Annotated in this window: 20 protein-coding genes; 7 read left to right on the forward strand and 13 right to left on the reverse strand. The window is 42.7% G+C overall.

The window, feature by feature from the left end; translation table 11 throughout:
• The 3 genes from F6J99_RS24945 to F6J99_RS24955 form a co-directional block, all read left to right on the forward strand.
• Positions 1–1,347, forward strand: a 1,347-nt coding sequence (locus F6J99_RS24945; RefSeq protein WP_293116307.1) for a glycosyltransferase, incomplete at its 5' end; no start/stop codon positions are given.
• A gap of 178 nt (positions 1,348–1,525) precedes the next feature.
• Positions 1,526–2,320, forward strand: coding sequence for a sulfotransferase domain-containing protein (locus tag F6J99_RS24950; protein ID WP_293116309.1), 795 nt, complete (start codon positions 1,526–1,528; stop codon positions 2,318–2,320).
• A 733-nt stretch (positions 2,321–3,053) separates the two neighbouring features.
• Positions 3,054–3,554 carry a DUF6209 family protein gene (locus tag F6J99_RS24955; RefSeq protein WP_293116311.1) on the forward strand — a complete coding sequence of 167 codons (501 nt, stop codon included), beginning with the start codon at positions 3,054–3,056 and terminating at the stop codon, positions 3,552–3,554.
• Between the two features lie 240 nt (positions 3,555–3,794).
• Here F6J99_RS24955 and F6J99_RS24960 read toward each other — a convergent pair whose 3' ends face one another.
• Positions 3,795–5,675: a glycosyltransferase gene (locus tag F6J99_RS24960; RefSeq protein ID WP_293116313.1), complete on the reverse strand. Its 1,881-nt coding sequence runs from the start codon at positions 5,673–5,675 to the stop codon at positions 3,795–3,797.
• Between the two features lie 368 nt (positions 5,676–6,043).
• On the opposite strand from F6J99_RS24960, the gene F6J99_RS24965 reads away from it, so the two are divergent.
• A complete protein-coding gene (locus tag F6J99_RS24965) occupies positions 6,044–8,101 on the forward strand; it encodes a tetratricopeptide repeat protein (protein ID WP_293116315.1) in 2,058 nt (685 codons plus the stop codon).
• Here F6J99_RS24965 and F6J99_RS24970 read toward each other — a convergent pair.
• On the reverse strand, positions 8,084–8,251 hold the full coding sequence (locus F6J99_RS24970; protein WP_293116317.1) for a hypothetical protein: 168 nt from the start codon (positions 8,249–8,251) through the stop codon (positions 8,084–8,086). The two genes, F6J99_RS24965 and F6J99_RS24970, sit on opposite strands and share 18 nt — an antisense overlap.
• Between F6J99_RS24970 and F6J99_RS24975 the strand changes: the two genes are divergently transcribed.
• Positions 8,244–8,444 carry a hypothetical protein gene (locus F6J99_RS24975; protein WP_293116319.1) on the forward strand — a complete coding sequence of 67 codons (201 nt, stop codon included), beginning with the start codon at positions 8,244–8,246 and terminating at the stop codon, positions 8,442–8,444. The two genes, F6J99_RS24970 and F6J99_RS24975, sit on opposite strands and share 8 nt — an antisense overlap.
• Positions 8,445–8,459: 15 nt before the next feature.
• Positions 8,460–9,302 (forward strand): class I SAM-dependent methyltransferase, encoded by an 843-nt coding sequence (locus tag F6J99_RS24980; RefSeq protein ID WP_293116321.1) that lies wholly within the window; start codon positions 8,460–8,462, stop codon positions 9,300–9,302.
• Here the strand turns inward: F6J99_RS24980 and F6J99_RS24985 are convergent.
• On the reverse strand, positions 9,280–9,441 hold the full coding sequence (locus F6J99_RS24985) for a hypothetical protein (protein ID WP_293116323.1): 162 nt from the start codon (positions 9,439–9,441) through the stop codon (positions 9,280–9,282). The genes F6J99_RS24980 and F6J99_RS24985 overlap by 23 nt on opposite strands.
• A gap of 177 nt (positions 9,442–9,618) precedes the next feature.
• Between F6J99_RS24985 and F6J99_RS24990 the strand changes: the two genes are divergently transcribed.
• Complete coding sequence (locus tag F6J99_RS24990; RefSeq protein WP_293116325.1) at positions 9,619–11,403, forward strand: FkbM family methyltransferase; 1,785 nt, start codon at positions 9,619–9,621, stop codon at positions 11,401–11,403.
• 361 nt (positions 11,404–11,764) lie between these two features.
• Here the strand turns inward: F6J99_RS24990 and F6J99_RS24995 are convergent, their stop codons facing one another.
• From F6J99_RS24995 to F6J99_RS25040, 10 genes are all read right to left on the reverse strand, one after another.
• Positions 11,765–13,108 carry a tetratricopeptide repeat protein gene (locus F6J99_RS24995; protein WP_293116327.1) on the reverse strand — a complete coding sequence of 448 codons (1,344 nt, stop codon included), beginning with the start codon at positions 13,106–13,108 and terminating at the stop codon, positions 11,765–11,767.
• 174 nt (positions 13,109–13,282) lie between these two features.
• Positions 13,283–13,507, reverse strand: a complete 225-nt coding sequence (locus F6J99_RS25000) for a hypothetical protein (RefSeq protein ID WP_293116329.1) — start codon at positions 13,505–13,507, stop codon at positions 13,283–13,285.
• 87 nt (positions 13,508–13,594) lie between these two features.
• Positions 13,595–14,059 (reverse strand): four helix bundle protein, encoded by a 465-nt coding sequence (locus tag F6J99_RS25005; RefSeq protein WP_293116331.1) that lies wholly within the window; start codon positions 14,057–14,059, stop codon positions 13,595–13,597.
• Positions 14,056–14,667 (reverse strand): Uma2 family endonuclease, encoded by a 612-nt coding sequence (locus tag F6J99_RS25010; protein ID WP_293116333.1) that lies wholly within the window; start codon positions 14,665–14,667, stop codon positions 14,056–14,058. The genes F6J99_RS25005 and F6J99_RS25010 overlap by 4 nt, the downstream gene beginning before the upstream one ends.
• A complete protein-coding gene (locus tag F6J99_RS25015; protein WP_293116335.1) occupies positions 14,633–14,821 on the reverse strand; it encodes a hypothetical protein in 189 nt (62 codons plus the stop codon). Before F6J99_RS25015 ends, F6J99_RS25010 begins: the two co-directional genes overlap by 35 nt.
• Positions 14,811–15,398, reverse strand: coding sequence for a Uma2 family endonuclease (locus tag F6J99_RS25020; protein WP_293116337.1), 588 nt, complete (start codon positions 15,396–15,398; stop codon positions 14,811–14,813). The genes F6J99_RS25015 and F6J99_RS25020 overlap by 11 nt, the downstream gene beginning before the upstream one ends.
• 473 nt (positions 15,399–15,871) lie before the next feature.
• Positions 15,872–16,027 (reverse strand): hypothetical protein, encoded by a 156-nt coding sequence (locus F6J99_RS25025; protein WP_293116339.1) that lies wholly within the window; start codon positions 16,025–16,027, stop codon positions 15,872–15,874.
• A gap of 336 nt (positions 16,028–16,363) precedes the next feature.
• Positions 16,364–16,597: a hypothetical protein gene (locus tag F6J99_RS25030; protein ID WP_293116341.1), complete on the reverse strand. Its 234-nt coding sequence runs from the start codon at positions 16,595–16,597 to the stop codon at positions 16,364–16,366.
• 85 nt (positions 16,598–16,682) lie between these two features.
• The gene (locus tag F6J99_RS25035; protein ID WP_293116343.1) at positions 16,683–16,967 is read right to left on the reverse strand and encodes a hypothetical protein; all 285 of its coding nucleotides are present in this window, start codon (positions 16,965–16,967) and stop codon (positions 16,683–16,685) included.
• A 1,126-nt stretch (positions 16,968–18,093) separates the two neighbouring features.
• Positions 18,094–18,270 carry a hypothetical protein gene (locus F6J99_RS25040; RefSeq protein ID WP_293116345.1) on the reverse strand — a complete coding sequence of 59 codons (177 nt, stop codon included), beginning with the start codon at positions 18,268–18,270 and terminating at the stop codon, positions 18,094–18,096.
• Positions 18,271–18,729: the final 459 nt, after the last annotated feature.

The raw sequence follows: 18,729 nt of genomic DNA on the forward strand, positions 1-18,729 counted from the left end.
TCAAGGTTTTCTGCGATCGCAGAGAACCTTGATATTTGGAGTACAGGATATATTGACCACCCCTCTATTCTAGCATGTTACTACAGCGCTGCCGATGTATTTATTGGGCCATCCCTTCAAGAAGCATTTGGTCAAACCTTTATAGAAGCAGCAGCCTGTGGTACACCAGCCATTGGTTATGGAGTAGGTGGTGTCAAAGAAGCGATCTTGAATCGAGTGTCAGGACGAGTAGTGACACAAAAAACCCCAGAAGCCTTAGCTAAGGTAATCAAAGAATTATACTATGACCCCCACAAATTAGACCTGTTGGGGAAAACCGCAGCTATTTATATTGCCAACCACTTCTCCTTACAGTCGAGCTATCACAGTTTTATGGTGGCCTTAGACCAAAGCGGTTGGGTCGATCAGCTCCAAATTCCCAGGGCAAGTAAATTTTTAGTAGGCTCTCCCAAACTTACTCAACCCCTAGGGATTAAAAGCGGCATTCCCAAAAACAACAGTAGTATTATCTCTGGGGTTGGTATTCAAGGTTATACCCGTCAGGGTTTTGGAGCATTAGAACAACCCTTGCCAGAAATTGGTCTTTTTCGCCCCAGCCAGTGGTTACTGTGGCCAGAGGGAGAGTTTGCCATCATTGCCGATAATCCCAGGAAAGGTCAGCTAGTCATTGCCTGCCGTAACGTCTCCCAGGGTCAGTTCCTTGAAGTTTGGCAACAGGGTAAGTTACTATTGCGAGTGGCAGTGCATCACTTTGGGATCGATCAAGTTAATGTATTTACCCTACCGATTTCGTTACTTGAAGGCTTCAATTTATTTTCCCTGAAGACCGAGACCTATCATGTTGATCAGTCCAATCGTCATTTAGGGTTAGGGGTACTGATTGAGAGAATTACATTTACAGAGCGACTCGATTGGGAACCGTTGCGGGAACGCAATCAATTATCCATCCTCATGGATGACCATCTCAATGGTATCGGTTGGTTATCACCTGATACATTAAATGGCACACCAGTTCGCTGGATGGAGAAGGTAGGTAGTGTGATTATTGACGGTATTAATACTATCAAGCCGTTGCAAGTGCGAGTTTCAGGAATGATGGCGGTGGAGAAACGGTTTATTAGCGATATGGTAGTTAAGGTAAATGGCAACGCTATTGATGGAGAGGTTCAGGAACAATCCGATAAATCTTGGGTGTTTGAAGGAATTATTCCCTCTGGCAGCCTAACCTTAAACGCTCCATTTGTGCTATCGATTGAATCACCAGGGGTGGGTCAGTTATCATCTATTGATTCGAGATTAGCTAGCCTATTAGTGAAATCGGTGATCATTGGAGCAGCTGAAGGTTAATGGGATATTCTTCAGTAGCTAGTTGCGTAGGGTGCCTTAGGGACGGGCTCGCCCTAATTTTCCGCTTCAACGCCTGGGTTGAAAAAGTCCGTCCCGTAAGGCACCACCGAGTCAAACAGCAAGTATGAGATGCAACCGTAGGGAGTAGGGAGCAGGGAGCAGTTTTTAAAGAGGGTTAATGGAAAAAATTATATATACACGAGACAATCAGAAAGTTTCTCTTGAGGTACCTCCCCCTGGTGATCTTCCTAGTTTCTTCGTCTTCGCGCTCCACAAATCAGGGAGTGTAATGCAGGATAAAATTATTGAAGATATCGGTTTTAACCTAAATATACCACTGATTAGTGTTGCCAAGACTTCCTTTAATCAAGGGGTAGAAGAAAGTGCCTTTGGTAAGGATATATGTGACCTTTTTGTCAAAACTGGATATGGCTTTTACGGCTCTCGATATCTCCCAGCCTATCTTAATGATTTCGATTTGAGTGGTTTCAAAAAGATATTACTAATCCGGGATCCCAGGGATATTGTAGTATCCCATTATTTTTCCATGAAGAACAGTCATGTTATTCCCCCAGGTAAGATAGGTGATACCCTTTCAAAAAATCGCCAGCGACTACAAGACATGGATATAGACCAGTATGCGATTCAACAAGCACCGATATTTCGCAAAATAATTCAAAGGTACAGCAAGATTGAAGATCAGTTATTCAAACTGTTTAGGTATGAAGATATCGTTTTCCATAAGCGTCAGTGGGTTGCAGATATTATTAGCTTTTTGGAATTAGAGCTTGAGGATAGCAAAATAGAGCAAATAGCTAAAAAACACGATATTTTTCCAACTAAAGAAAATCCCGCATTACACATCCGTAAAGTTACCCCAGGAGATTATAAGGAAAAGTTGCAACCCGCCACTATTGGTCAGCTTAATGAATGTTTTAGAACTATCTTGATTAAGTATGGATATGAGAATTAAGGTTGTCTGTCAGAAGGCAGAATTAAGAATGTAGAGGGAGCATGTCACCTTTGTAATTATGTATATAGATCCCCCCTAACCCCCCTTAAAAAGGGGGGAATTAGATTCAAAAGTCCCCCTTACTAAGGGGGATTTAGGGGGATCTGAATCAGGGATTAACAAAACTGACATGCTCCCGAATGTAGAATTCTAAATTCTAAATTCTAAATTCTAAATTCTAAATTCTAAATTCTAAATTCTAAATTCTAAATTCTAAATTCTAAATTCTAAATTCTAAATTCTAAATTCTAAATTCTAAATTCTAAATTCTAAATTCTTAATTCTAAATTCTAAATTCTAAATTCTAAATTCTACATTCTTAATTCTAAATTCTAAATTCTAAATTCTAAATTCTACATTCTTAATTCTTAAAAATTATTTAAGGTTTTTCCCACTCCCTATCGGGTAAATTTTACTGTCTTTGTGGAAAGCCCCAGTGGGTGAAACCCCCTTTGGCCGCTGGCAAAAATTCCCGGTAAAATTCCCACACTCCCCACCCATCAAACATTTCCTTTCTTTCCTCTTGACAAGTGTTTTTCCTTTAATCTAATATACCGGAGGTTGCTTGAGCCCCTAGCAGCAAAAAGCTGGGGCAGTAACTTCTGTAGGGGTACAGAAAAAATAGTTACGAGGTGCTTAACCTTTCGGTTAATTACTTGGCAACCAAATCATTACGATAAGGAAAGAAAATTTAATGATGCAAAAACTACGCAATGCGCTATTGGCATTAGTTATTGCCATAGCTCTGACTTGGATGCCTTCTTTTACGGTACCTTCCGCACAGGCTGCTGAAGTTGAATTTCGTCCTGGACTCCAGTTTTCAATCGCCCGGACCGGACAATGGATAGAATCACAAAGTGGTCCGATATTTTCTCCGGGCCACGAAGTTCATGTTTTTTATGACTCCCTCAGGTTAGCTTCGCCTGCAAATCGAAGTTGTCCTAAGTTTGATGATTCAACTACTGTAACAGGCTACGTCATGTCTGATAACAGCGGGGATGTTACTAAATTCGACCTTGGATCCCTTGACTCCCCTGCAGTTGATTTCGTCAAGGTTGGATCGTTTACTACCCCTAAGTGCTTTTATGGTAGTGAAGAGATCCAGATCTGGTTCAGTGGCATCGACGACTATGGCAATATTTGTTACGATAGTAAATTCGGCGACAATTACACTTTTCCAGTGACTTGCGAATAATAAGTTGTTGAGTCTGGAGGCAATTCTCAGCAGTGAACTAACCTAGGTTTCGCTCTGGAATTCTCCCCAAGGAAGCAACTGAAAAAGCGATGCAGCGATGCAGCGCGGTCTTGGGGGTTCCCCCCATGAGCGACTGCATCAAGAAGTGCGCGCTGCATTGCTTTTTCAATAAGGTTGTTAAAGGTTGAATATTTTTTGTTACTCCTGATTCCCGATTCCCGATTCCCGATTCCCTACTCCCTACTCCCTACTCCCTGTTCCCTGTTCAAATCGATAAGCTCTAGCTTTTAATTTTTGCATCCATCCCTTTACTGTTGGTTGCTTAAAGATACTATCAATCACCTCTTTAATATCTTCAGCAACTGGACTAGACTGTTCCGGAATAGTATTACTTTGTCCAAAATAGTGACAGGTTGCTTCTGGCAACCACAGGGCTCGGCTTCCTCTCAAAAATACTAAATTTAATATTACTTCTACCATCGCAGCGTCTTGATTTAACTTAGTATTGAAGCCTCCTACTAGGTCTAAGCGACTGCGACGAAACATACTATTACTTTGACGCAACGGTTGCCACAGTTTCTCTAACTTCCAGATGTGTAAGTCTTCTAAATCCGGTAAGTCTTGCCATGGCGTCACCTGGGTTATTTTTTCTCCCTCAACCAGTTGCCAGCCACTCAATAGTAAATCCAAGGTAGAGGATTCCCGATCAAATGCTGCTACTTGCTTCTCTAGGGCATCTGGTAGTAAAACACTGTCACTATCTAGAAAGATCACAAATTCTCCTTGGGCCATCTCAAGACCGCGATCGCACAACGCCCCCCATTTGCGATTGGCCGTAGGCCACGCTACGCGAACGCATCCCCCTTTAATAACAATTCCCCCCTTGTTAAGGTTCCTACTTCCTGTTACCCCCTTATTAAGGGGGGTTAGGGGGGATCCCTGCTCCCTACTCCCTGTTCCTTGTTCCCTATTCCCTGTTCCCTCATCCCATCCCGCTAGATAACCCCCTTTAATAACAATTCCCCCCTTATTAAGGGGGGCTAGGGGGGATCCCTCCCTACTCCCTACTCCCTTATTACCAGCCCCATCCACCACAATAATTTCATAGTCGGAATAGTTTTGAGCGAGCACACTCTCCACTGCTCGGTTAACTCTAGCGCTAGTACTATTAACAACAGGACTTAGGCGGTTAAGTTGATTTTGCCCCCCTAGCCCCCCAATTCTGGGGGGAATGATGTCAAAGTCCCCCAGAATTGGGGGATTTAGGGGGCAAATGCGTAAGTCCTGAACAATAATAATCACACTAACTCGTGGTGAATCCTGATCATGCCAGGGTTTTAGCTGCCAGGTGCTGTCAGCAATCGTGCCTTGTCCTTGCACATTGCCAATGGTTTTATTCTGTTGCGCTTCCTTGCCCATATGGGCCTCATTTTTGCCCCCCATCAGATGACCGTAGCTATGATTTTGATGCACTGCCATCACCACTTCGCTGGCATCGACGATGGGATAACCCCTCATAGCCGCAGTAGTTACCATCCAGGTATCCCAATATCCCCGTCCTACCGCAAACTTAGGGATAGTAGGGAATAAATTTTTAGGAAAGATAAAGTAATCCTTAGCATCATCAGCCCCTAAACAACCGGTCTGATTGACCTGTTGACACAGGGTGTCTTCCCAGGTGGGAGACTGAAATTCTATGGGCTTGGACAGGTCAAGATTCCAGCGTCGTCCAGTGATTAAAAATGTCTCTAAGTGTTGGCAGACTTGTTGAATGGCTTGGGTAAAATCCTTCAGTAGAATAATATCAGCGTTGATATAAGTGATGATATCGTGAGTTGCTTGTTCCTGGACTTGGGCAAACACACTATCCAGTAGAGGAGTACCATAGCTATTGCACTCGATATCAGCAACATGATTCAGTCCTAACTCCTGAGCAATGGCAGCTGTACCAATTTCATCACCAAATAAAATAATTTCTGGCTTGGGTTTGAGCAAGGTCCAGCTGGTAATGGCGTTGTGCTGGATGATACCAATGTTACCTAGAAAAGCCTTAGGCACCGTGAAAATGCTGATGCCTAGGTTTGGTCGAATCTCGGGCTTGATATACAACGGTTGGGCCATTATGCTGATTGCTAATCCTTGATATTGATGGTATTGTTATAGAGTTTGTATCTGAGTTGTAAACACACGTATTGCCGAAAAAGGCACAAGGAAAGAGCCAAAAGGCAACAGGGGAAAGCGATCCTCAGTTTTATTGTCCAAGAAAAAAAGACATAAAAGGTTTACATCTCAAATGCAAACGCTATTTTAGATAATAAAATCGAATCGGTAAGGTATCAGCGATTAGCTATAACCAAGTTTTAGTTAAATCCTTAAGATACCATCATCAATTCGAACAGAAACTGCTAGAGCGAACACAATTTTTTAACCATCGTTCAATCACAGTTTTTAAAAACACTATTAGGATGCCGCCCCAAATAGAACTAGCTATGGTTGAGACTTCTGTAAGTATTGGGAACCAATTGAGACAGCAAGGACAACAGAGTGAAGCAATTGCAGCATACCAGGAAGCAATTGAGTTACAGCCAGATAATCCAGGAATTTATCACCTCTTGGGACAATCTCAGGCTCAGCAGGGGGATTTAGAAGGCGCGATCGCAAGCTACCAAAAATCAATTGCCCTCAATCCTCAACAGTCGTTTTGGGTATACAAACATCTCGGGGATGCTCTGACGGCTCAAGGAAAACTGGATCAGGCGATGGTGGCTTACCAGGAGGCGATGCAGTTTGAGCCAGACCATCCCGATTTTTATCACAATCTAGGACAAGCTCAAGCACGACAGGGCAATTTAAACGAGGCGATCGCATCCTACCAAAATGCGATCGCACTCAATCCTAGCCATCCGTTTTGGATCTACAAAAATCTTGGGGATGCTCTGAGACAGACTAATCGATTTGATGAAGCGGTTTCCGCTTACCAGGAAGCAAGCCAGTGTGACCCGGAAAATCATAGAACAGTATATCCTAACTTGGCACAATGTCAGCAGCAACAGGGAAATTTAGACGATGCCATCGCCTCTTACCAAAATGCGATCGCACTTAATCAACAGCAGCCAGCTTGGGTTTACCAAAATCTCGGGGATAGTCTGAGCTTACAAACTCGATGGTATGAAGCCATTACCGCTTACCGTAGCGCTATAGCCATTAACCCCAGCATCAATGGGGTTAAAGAGAGCTTAGCCGATGCTCTGCGAGAAACCAAACAATTGGATTTAGCGATCGCAGCCTATCGCGATGCGATTGAAACCAATCCCGACCGCTTTGAGTCTCACCATTGGCTAGGGGATTTATATCGAGAAAACAAGAATTGGCATGAAGCAGCAGCCGCTTACCAATCCGCCATAGAACTCAATCCCTACAATCCTTGGACTCACAATAATTTAGGCTTAGCCTTAGCCCAACAAGGGAAGCTAGAAGAAGCCGTAGCCGCTTATCAACAAGCCATAGCCCTATCCCCCAATCAGTACTTTGAGTTTTACCAAAAATTAGGGGAAGCTCTCACCCAACTCCAGCACTGGGAGGAAGCAGTTACCGCTTATGGTCGTGCCATTGACCTCAGCCCAGAAAATCCTGATTTATACTACCCCTTGCGCAAAGCATTGGAAGCATTGGGACAGTGGCAAGAACCAGACTATGAACCCCCATCAGAAGACCCTTGGCTAGCCGCTCACCAATGGGCAGATAGTTTGCGAGAACAAGGGAAAATAGCAGAAGCGATCGCAGCCTATCGCTATGCTCTCGATATCAATCCCAACTGTTGTGAATCTTACCATTGGTTAGGGGATTTACTCTTAACCCAACAGACTTGGGATGAAGCAGCAACAGCTTACCAGCGAGCCATAGAACTAAATCCTTACAATCCCTGGTCTCACCATAATTTAGGGCTAGCCTTAACCGAATACGGCAAATTAGACGAAGCAGTAGCAGCCTTAAACCAAGCCATAGCCCTATGCCCCAACCAGTACTTTGAATTTTACCAAAACTTAGGAAACGCCCTCAGCAAACTCCAGCGTTGGGATGAATCCCTTACCGCCTATGGCGATGCTATTAAATTAAATCCAGGCCATCCTCAGTTACACAGTAGTTTAGCAGGTGTATTGGTTAAATTGGGAAAGTCCGATGAGGCGGTAGCGTCCTACCGCCGCTCTATACAGTTAAAGCCAGATGACCCCGAGATACACGAAAAATTAGGAAATGTGCTTCGAGAAAGAGTCCAGGTCGATTTAGATCAAGCAATGAGCTGTTATCGTCGAGCCATTCGGACTAATCCAGATAATCTCGATAATTATCACAAAGCATTAGGGATACAATCCAACGATCCTGAACTCTATCTACAGTTAGGCAATACATTTGTTAAACAAAATCAGTTAGACCAAGCCATCATTTTCTACCAAATTGCCCTCCAGATCCAACCCGAAAATTATGAAGTAAACGCTCAGTTGACCAGTGTTTTGGAGAAACAAGGGAAACTAGGGAGTAGGGAGTAGGGAGTAGGGAGTAGGGAATAGGGAATAGGGAACAGGCAAGAGGCAAGAGGCAAGAGGCAAGAGGCAAGAGGCAAGAGGCAAGAGGCAAGAGGCAAGAGGCAACCTTGGCCTTTGGCCTTGGCCTATTGGCCACGCTACGCGAATGGCCACGCTACGCGAACAACCTACCCTACTCCGACTCCCGACTCCCGACTCCCGATTCCCGACTCCCGATTCCCGACTCCCGATTCCCGACTCCCGATTCCCGATTCCCGACTCCCGATTCCCGACTCCCGATTCCCGATTCCCGACTCCCGATTCCCGATTCCCGACTCCCCAAGAAGAAAGTACCTCACTAAATTGATAACTGCTATTAAAAATGAAAACTGAAAAATCCTATAACGGCACGTTCCTCTATTTCGATTATCCCATAAATCAAAAATCGAGATATGGGTATGGGAAGCCTCCTCATCCCAAACTTTATGAAATAATTAATCGAGGGAGAGAGACTTACAAAACCTATCTCAATAGCTTTTTGCAATACCAGGAAACCCTGGGAAAATTTGCCAATAAAGCCATAAAAGAGCACTCCCCCGAGCCATCACTATTCAATCCTTGGCTCCCTGGTCTTGATGCGGTCTCCCTTTATAGTCTTATTCGTTTGAATAAGCCTAAACTCTATTTGGAAGTTGGGTCAGGTAACTCTACAAAATTCGCTAGGCGAGCGATAAAAGATGGTGGGCTAAACACTAAGATTATATCTATCGATCCTCAACCGAGAGCAGAAGTTGATTTAATCTGTGATGAAGTGATTAGAAAGCCCGTCGAAACTGTCGATATTGCTATTTTTGATCAACTGGAATCTGGGGATATATTATTTGTCGATAATTCCCATAGAGTATTCATGAATTCCGATGCAACAGTAATGTTTTTAGATGTTTTATACAAATTAAAGCCAGGTATCCTTGTGGAGTTTCATGATATATTTTTACCCTATGATTATCCTCAAAAATGGGACAAGCGCCATTACTCTGAACAGTATGTATTAGCCGCCTACATTTTGGCAGAAGGCAGTAAATTTGATATTATTTTGCCAAACGCTTTCATCGCTTACGATCCCTACTTAAAAGCTCTAATGTCACCCCTTTGGGAATTACCTGAAATGACTGGTGTTAATAAAGGAGGAGCTTCCTTTTGGCTTAAAATGAGAGAAGTCTCTTGAGGATTATAGGGAATAGGGAATAGGGAATGGGAAAACGGGAATAGGGAACAGGCAAGAGGCAAGAGGCAAGAGGCAAGAGGCAAGAGGCAAGAGGCAAGAGGCAAGAGGCAAGAGTTTGAAGGTAAGAGGCAAGAGGCATACATGCTAAAGTTTGAAGGCAAGAAGTGTGTTTACAACCCAGATAAAAACGCTATATCATAAACTACTCTAGAAGAGCCCAGGATTTTTTCCCTACTCCCTGCTCCCTTTTCCCTACTCCCTACTCCCTACTCCCTACTCCCTACTCCCTATTCCCTATTCCCTTTAAAACCTAACTATGGCAATCAAATTTTGGAATGGTATTGCATTAATTGAAAATGATACCTATAGGACTCAATTAATCCCAAAACTAGGACGCTTAGATCACGATCAATCACTGCTGAAGGAGATTTTACCCCATATACCAAGGGGTGGTGTTGCCATCGATGTTGGTGCCAACATTGGCGACCACACCATTGCTTACTTGAATAAAGTTGGGATAACTGGTCGAGTGTTAGGATTTGAACCCCTCCCAGAAGCTTATGAATGTCTGACCTTAAATGTACCAGGGGCAGAATCCTATAACTATGCTCTTTCAGACCAAGAAGAAACCCTGAATTTTGTGATTCGACCGAATACAGGAGAGAGTTTTTGCTCCTATTCAGAGAACTCACAAACTATTCGAGCTGTTCCATTAGATTCCTTTGAGTTTACCCAGCTAGACTTTATCAAGTTTGATGTAGAAGGTTGGGAGTTAAAAGCCCTCAAAGGAGCGGAAGAGACTATCTATAAACATCAACCTCGGATGGTGATTGAGATTAACGAGAAAGTATTTAAACGAACCCTCGGGAATCGACAAGAGATTTACGATTTTCTGAAGCGACATGATTACGAGTTACAACCAATACAACCAAAGACCAGCCTCAACACTGAGAGAATTGATGTACTGGCAGTACCAGAGAAAGCACAATACTTCTGTGGCTTCCAGCATAAATTAGGGGAAGCTTACACAGCAAATAGTCAGCTTGATCAAGCTATCATCGCTTACCGTCGTGGGATTGGGCTTAACCCCACCATATCTTCCTCTCATCACAACTTGGGGGAAGTATTGGAGAAACAAGGTCATCTGGAATCTGCGATCGCATTTTACCGTAAGGCTATTGACCTCAACCGAGATCACCATCAGTATCATATTACCTTAGCCAAAGCCCTAGCTCGAAAAGGCATGGCCGCTGAAGCAGTAGCTGAGTATCGCTTAGGGCTGTCCCTTAACCCTAACTTCCAGTGGTCAGAAGATAATTTTGGCGAAGCTTTATTAGAAGGTCTGTATAAAGATCATAGTAAAGGTTTCCAGGGAAACCCTAGTCAAAAGAATGACACAAGCCACGACTGTGGTGTCATTTATTTAGCCATTGGTGAAAAATTTAAACAAGAATTTATTAACGCTTATAAGTTTTTTAAAAAATCCAATCCTACTATCCCGATCTCCCTATTTACCGATTGCCCCATGGGAGAGTTAGATGGTTGTACAGTCTATCCCTTAAATGATAAAAAAAATCCTCATAAGCTCAAAGTAGATATCTTGAAAAAGAGCCCTTATCAAAAAACTCTATTTCTTGATACAGACACCTTGGTCGTTGGGGATATTTCCGATATATTTTCCTTCCTAGATGACTGTGATTTATGTATAGCAAAAACCCCTCATATCGACTATAGTAAGCCACCTTATAAATATCTTGGCTATGAATCTCATAACACCATGAATACAGGAGTATTCGCCTTTAAAAAATGCCAATTTATTACTAAAATGATAGATGGCTGGATTACTCTGGTATCAAAACAAAATGACTCAACTATGAGAGCAGGACATTTTGGTGACCAGTACTATTTTAACCAATTATTACAATCCGGTTTCTTCGAGCAAGAAGGAGGTAAAGTTAAAGTTATAGACAACAAGATTTACAATGTCAGACCTCAGCCTCTTCCTCACCTAATCAAAGATGGCTTATTTAATCAAGCCAAGATAATTCATCTACGACTACCCGCTTTTGTCCCATCACTAATTTCTCTTAAAAAGAAATAGGGAGTAGGGAATCGGGAATGGGGAATGGGGAATGGGGAATTCGGACCCACCCGACACCCCGACCAGTAATAAAGTTGGGTAGGGTGCGTTAGGGGAGCATTCATGTTTCGTCTCTTAGTCAGGGTTTGGATAGCCCGCCCCGTAACGCACCACCGTGTCAAACAGTTGGGTAGGGTGCGTTAGGGGGGCATTCATGTTTCGCCTCGTAGTCAGGGTTAGGTTGCTACCCGTAACGCACCACTGCTGAGTCAAACAACTGGGTAGGGTGCGTTAGGGGAGCCTTCATGTTTCGTCTCTTAGTCAGGGTTAGGTTGCTACCCGTAACGCACCACTGCTGAGTCAAACAACTGTATCGCTTTTTTCAGATTCTCTTGCCTATCACCACGGATTCTGTGACTATAGGCAGACCAAGGTTGTTTTGAGGGTTGTTTTGAGTCATTGTCCAAGCCATGGGTAAGTCTGGTTTCGTGCGAACGGACGAAGCTTGTTGGAATGCTTCAATAGCAAGTTCTAGATTTTTAGCCCTGTCCCCACGGATTCTGTTTCTGTAAGCAATGCCTAGGTTGGTTTGAGTCTGTGCCCATTCGATGGGGAAGTCTTCTTGGGTGTAAACTTCTAAAGCTAGTTGGTATTCTTCAATGGCAAATTCTAAATTCTCAGCCCTGTCGCCACAGATTCTGTCACTGTAAGCATTGCCCAGGTTGGTTTGAGTCTGTGCCCACTCGATCGGGAAGTCTTCTTTGGTGTAAACTTCCAAAGCGAGTTGGTATGCGTCAATGGTAAGTTCGAGATTATAAGCCCTGCCCCCAAGCATTCTCTCACTGTAGGCTTGAGCCAGGTTGGTTTGAATATCTGCCCAATAGTAGGGGAAGTCTGATTGAGTGTAAACTGACAAGGCTAGTAGGTATCGGGCAATCGCTTTTTCCAGATTCTCAGCCCTGGGGTGGCGGATTCTGTTTCTGTAGGCTTCCCCCAGGTTGATTTGAGTCATTGCCCAATAGATAGGGAAATCTGATTTGGTGTAAACCGACAATGCTCGTTGGTATTGGGTAATGGCAAGTTCTAGATTCAATGCCCTCTCCCCACGGATTCTGGTTCTGTAGGCTTGCCCCAGGTTGGTTTGAATCGCTGCCCAACTTTCCCGCTTACTCTCACGGGTAAAGACCTTTAGCACCTGTTTGTAACCAGCAATGGCGATTTCCATGTTATTGGCTTTATTGCCTAGAGGAAACTGCTGGATCAGGTGGCTGAATTCCCAAATAACTCTAGCGATGTATTCTGCTTCGGCTTCCGAGAGTTTAGCACTTGCCCAGGTTTCCAGGATATCGATAAAGTTATCATCCAGTTTGTCTAGGTTGGCTCCCAGGAGTGGGTAGATCACTTTCGGGTCGCTATCGCTGTTGTCAGTTGCCAGCAATACCTCTGTCAAAAATTTCAGATAGTCTTGGGATGAGGGACTAGCTGAGGTAGGGGTTTCTGAGATTCCCAGCATGTCTAAAAGCTCACTCCTCAGACCCAGTAAAACCTCAGCGCTGTTTTGCTTGCCCTCTGCTGTCAGTTGTTCTGCTACTTGTGCCATTACCTGCAATAACTCTGAATCCACTAACTCACGGTTGCTCTCAAGAATTTTGAATTCTTCACCGCTGGAACAAGTTAGCACTTGCTCGATCAGCTTCAGGTATGCTCGTAGTCTTGGTTCGTCCATTCTTGCTGGTTTTTTCGGGTGCATCTGAGCTTTCGCAACAATACGACCATTGAAGGCTAAAACACTTCTCCCGTTCCCTGAACGGATTGATAAATTCTGATCTAAGCTGACTATTTTCCCGTCTAACGCACCCTACGAGATTGAATATAGAGCTGTTTTGGAGGCGATCGCTCTTCAATTTACATCACTCATTACCCCAATATTTGCACCCATAATTTTAGCAATTTGCTTCAGAATACGCAAGACATCATATAACTGATTCCTACGAGGTAGCAGCAGATAAAAAAGATTAGATAAATCATATTGGGGAACACCGCCCGTCAGCATTTTAACAAACAAAAACTCATCCCCGCTACCAATCATACCATAGACAGGACGTTCAGGATTAGGATTTGCCATCATATAAGTCATTAGTTGAGGTAAAGCTAGGGGAATGGGGAATGGGGAATGGGGAATAGGTAATGGGGAATGGGGAATGGTAATTTCCTAATTTAGTTTCTTCATAAGATTAATAATCATTCGAGTTTCCGATTGAAGCTCTTGTATCAAAGATACTATATCACTTTTTTCAAATAAGCCTACAGCCTCAGCGAGCAAAAGATGGGTTTGTAGTTCATTAATTGAACCTTGTGCAATGCTTAAAAAACGCTTGTATTCTCCTGATGATATTCGTCCATACCCTTCAGCAATATTGGCAGGAATAGATGAAGCCGATTTTCTGATTTGTTGAACCATACCGTATAACTCGTCTTTAGGAAATTGTTTAGTGAGGAAATAGCACTGCTTAGCTATTTCCATGCCTTTTTGCCAAATTCGTAAGTCTTTAAAGTCATTTACTTCAGACATTTTTCCCTTCCATTGCCTATTCCCCATTCCCCATTCCCCATTCCCCATTGCCCATTCCCCATTAATACATCTCAATCCTGTTAATATTATACCATAAATACTCACCGTTGAGCATTAAAAATTTGTTCAGCAGTCAAATTTAATTCAGGAAAAGTTGTTGATTTATTGATTCGGTCTTTTCCTCTAAACTGTTGGACTTGATACTCTCCATCCACAAGCTGATAAATGGAGAGAGTGGGGTGTTTTGGCTGCCCAATAAAACGGACTCCTCCTATTCCTAAATAATCGACAATCCAATATTCAACAATACCGATCGCCTCGTAATCCATTAGCTTGTAACCATAATCGTCACGCCAATTAGTGCTGACAACTTCAATCACTAAAGGAATGGATTCTCCATGAATCAGGGTTGATTTTTTTTCCCACAATGGCTCATTGATGATATTTTGGCGATCGATAAGTAATAAATCAGGATTATAGCCAGTTTCTTTATCCTTTAGTTTGACTAATGCTTTGGGCGGAATACGATAGGGCAAATTCATCCTTGTGTATTCTAAGGTTAATTCTTGGGTGAGAAATCCAGCAATATCTTCATGTTGTCCTGTGGGTTGCATTTCGACGATCATTCCTTCATGTAATTCATAGCGCCTATTTTCTGGCAGCCATTCAATAAATTCATCAAAGGTTATTAGTTGTTGTAATAATTGAACCATAAAAAGCCTCGCTTTTTGCTAATCTTCCCAAAAAATCAATATTTCTGGGCAATGCCCATTGCCCATTGCCCATTCCCCATTCCCCATTGCCTATTCCCCATTGCCCATTGCCCATTCCCCATTCCCCATTCCCCATTCCCCATTCACTCTTCATCCAACTCAAAATCTACTCTTTCATACAAATTTTGAAACGAAATTTCAAAATCAGCTGAAGCCAACTTTAAAACTGCTTCTCCCCCTTGATAATCATTGAAAAGCCATTGCCCATCCTCTTGCTTAAAATATTGAGCCACATAAAAACGATATTGATCGATTAAAATATATTCCTGAAATTCAGGGATAGAACGATAATATATGAATTTATCCGTCCAGTCGTAATCCCGCGTCGATTTAGAAAGGACTTCCACAATGATTGAAGGATTGGTTACGTTTGTCTTACCCATTCCTTCATAGATTGGTTTTCCTTTAATTACCATTACGTCAGGATAGGTATAGAGGCGATATTGCGCTATGCACAAGCGGACATCATTGATATAGATATAATATTCTTGCTCCTTAATTGTCAAAGGAAATTTGCGACAGAAATTGAGCGCAATTTGATTGTGATTTGTCGTTCCTCCTGTCATGAGGATGATTTCTCCATCTCGATATTCATGTTTATCTATCGCTTCCTCCTCTAATGTCAAGTATTCTTCAGGCGTGTAGTACCGTTTTTCTGTTTGAATCACCATATTAATGTTCCTGATGCTGCGATCGTTGTTCAGTTGCCATTACTCTTTAGGATAGGTGTATCTTGCAAACTCCGCTCAGTATAGCGCTACGCGCAAGGGCTTTAGGCAAAAGGCATGCATGCTAAAGTTGACTACAACAGCTTTTGAGCTTGTATCCATGTCAAACACCTTAATGTGTAGTGCTATATTTGATCCTGTAGTTCAGTTGGTAGGATGCGTTAGGCAGTAAAGATTTTCCGATTCTATTCTAGCTTGGTGCCCTGCGACGGATTGATAAATTCTGAGCTACGCTGACCCAATTTGTTGGGATAGGCAATACTACCCACCTGACTTCCTTACCCTTCAGCATAGAGATAATCACTCTCTATCACCCATTGCTTTTCAATCTGCTTATCCTTGTTACTGCGCGTCACTAACCAACGATTAGGAACTGGGGGAAAAACCGTTTGAGTTTCGTTATTGTTATCACTAACCTAAATTCCTTTGGTTAAAGCATCTGGTAAAGCCCAATGTAAATGAATCCCCGCTTTCAGATACAAATTCTGATTTTGAAAAGGCTGAGAAACAATCTCTTCACTAATATTAGCAATATTAGGATTTACGTCTAGTGTCCCATCAAAATACAGCATATTAAGAAAAAAAAATATCGGTCAAGTTTTGGTTAACCCCAATCCTTGACCGATTTCTATTGTGTAAACGTCAACAACTACAGCTTAACTGCATTCAAATGTGAATAACGACTGATCAACTAATACATTCGTCAGTGGTCAGTGGTCAGTGGTCAGCCATTGACCATTGGCTGAATGCTTAAAAATAACCTCCACAATTCCTGGTCGCCAGGGCGTCAAACCCTGTCTTGATGCAGTCGCTCATGGTTTTGGGTCTGTGTGCGGAACCTGCGTCCGCACCTTGTAAGCCCCGTGGAAACCCCCAAGACCGCGCTGCATCGCTGGCAAAACCCTATCCTAGTCTACATATAAATATCGAATCAAGGTGCTCATAACCTCACCAGGGTTTTCGGTAGGTTCAGGAGTGCGACCCTCGTCGGGATAGGCGTATTTAAGACCATAAATGGCATAAATAGTATGTCGAACTTGTTCAGGAGAACCAATCAAGATGTGCTTGACTTTCTTAGGTTTACGACCAGGGTTTTCTGGGTTTTGATTTTCATCGGAGTTGGGTGGAAGATTTTTCGTCATGACCAATTATTCATTAATTTTGTTGACACTATTAATATATCAATAAATTCATTAAATTGTCAAGGGGTTTAGAAAATTTTTTTTATTACGAAATATGGAGATAATGGAGACCGTGGGTAGGGTGAGAATTGTGGATAGTTTTGGAAGATAAACTAGTGTTTATTTCTCTACATTTTTTAGAAAATAAATCGTAGGGTGGGCAGTGCTTCCGAGAAATTGCCAAGCTTGGGATAGCTTTAATCGGCACTGCCCACCAACAGGAAATAAATAAAATGAATCCTAGGGTGGGCAGTGCTTCCGAGAAATTATCAAGCTTGGGATAGCTTTGATAGGCACTGCCCACCGACAGCAAATTAATTAAATTAATCAAATGAATCGTAGGGTGGGCAGTGCTTCCGAGAAATTGCCAAGCTTGGGATAGCTTTAATCGGCACTGCCCACCAACAGGAACTTAATTAAAAGAATCCTCAGGTGGGCAGTGCTTCCGAGAAATTACAAAGCGTAAGGTAGCTTTAATCGGCACTGCCCACCAACAGCAAATTAATCAAATTAATCAAATGAATCGTAGGGTGGGCAGTGCTTCCGAGAAATTACAAAGCGTAAGGTAGCTTTAATCGGCACTGCCCACCAACAGCAAATTAATCAAATTAATCAAATGAATCGTAGGGTGGGCAGTGCTTCCGAGAAATTACAAAGCGTAAGGTAGATTTAATCGGCACTGCCCACCAACAGCAAATTAATCAAATTAATCAAATGAATCGTAGGGTGGGCAGTGCTTCCGAGAAATTGCCAAGCTTGGGATAGCTTTAATCGGCACTGCCCACCGACAGCAAATTAATCAAATTAATCAAATGAATCGTAGGGTGGGCAGTGCTTCCGAGAAATTGCCAAGCTTGGGATAGCTTTAATCGGCACTGCCCACCGACAGCAACTTAATTAAAAACTAGATAAAATTAATCCTATGGTGGGCAGTGCTTCATAGCAATTTAAAACCTGACCATCTCTCTCGAAGGTAAGCACTGCCCACCCTACATCTCTACTACATCTCTACATCTCTGCCCACCGACAGAAATTAATTAAAAACTAGATAAAATTAATCCTATGGTGGGCAGTGCTTCATAGCAATTTAAAACCTGACCATCTCTCTCGAAGGTAAGCACTGCCCACCCTACATCTCTACTACATCTCTACATCTCTGCCCACCGACAGAAATTAATTAAAAACTAGATAAAATTAATCCTATGGTGGGCAGTGCTTCATAGCAATTTAAAACCTGACCATCTCTCTCGAAGGTAAGCACTGCCCACCCTACATCTCTACTACATCTCTACATCTCTGCCCACCGACAGAAATTAATTAAAAACTAGATAAAATTAATCCTATGGTGGGCAGTGCTTCATAGCAATTTAAAACCTGACCATCTCTCTCGAAGGTAAGCACTGCCCACCCTACATCTCTACTACATCTCTACATCTCTGCCCACCGACAGAAATTAATTAAAAACTAGATAAAATTAATCCTATGGTGGGCAGTGCTTCATAGCAATTTAAAACCTGACCATCTCTCTTGAAGGTAAGCACTGCCCACCCTACGCCATATCTACGCCATATCATGATGATGCGATCGCGCTGCTGGTCAATACCAGACCAGTAATTAAAAATAAATAATATCAATCGTAGGGTGGGCAGTGCTTCCGAGAAATTTCCCAGCTTGGGATAGGTTTAATCGGCACTGCCCACCGACAGCAACTTAATTAAAAACTAGATAAAATTAATCATTTGGTGGGCAGTGCTTCATAGCAATTTAAAACCTGACCATCTTGAAGGTAAGCACTGCCCACCCTACATCTCTACTACATCTCTACATCTCTGCCCACCGACAGAAATTAATTAAAAACTAGATAAAATTAATCATTTGGTGGGCAGTGCTTCATAGCAATTTAAAACCTGACCATCTCGCCAGGTAAGCACTGCCCACCCTACATCTCTACTACATCTCTACATCTCTGCCCACCGACAGCAACTTAATTAAAAACTAGATAAAATTAATCCTATGGTGGGCAGTGCTTCATAGCAATTTAAAACCTGACCATCTCTCTCGAAGGTAAGCACTGCCCACCCTACATCTCTACT

The organism is Moorena sp. SIO4G3 (assembly GCF_010692305.1).
GTDB lineage: Bacteria > Cyanobacteriota > Cyanobacteriia > Cyanobacteriales > Coleofasciculaceae > Moorena > Moorena producens_A.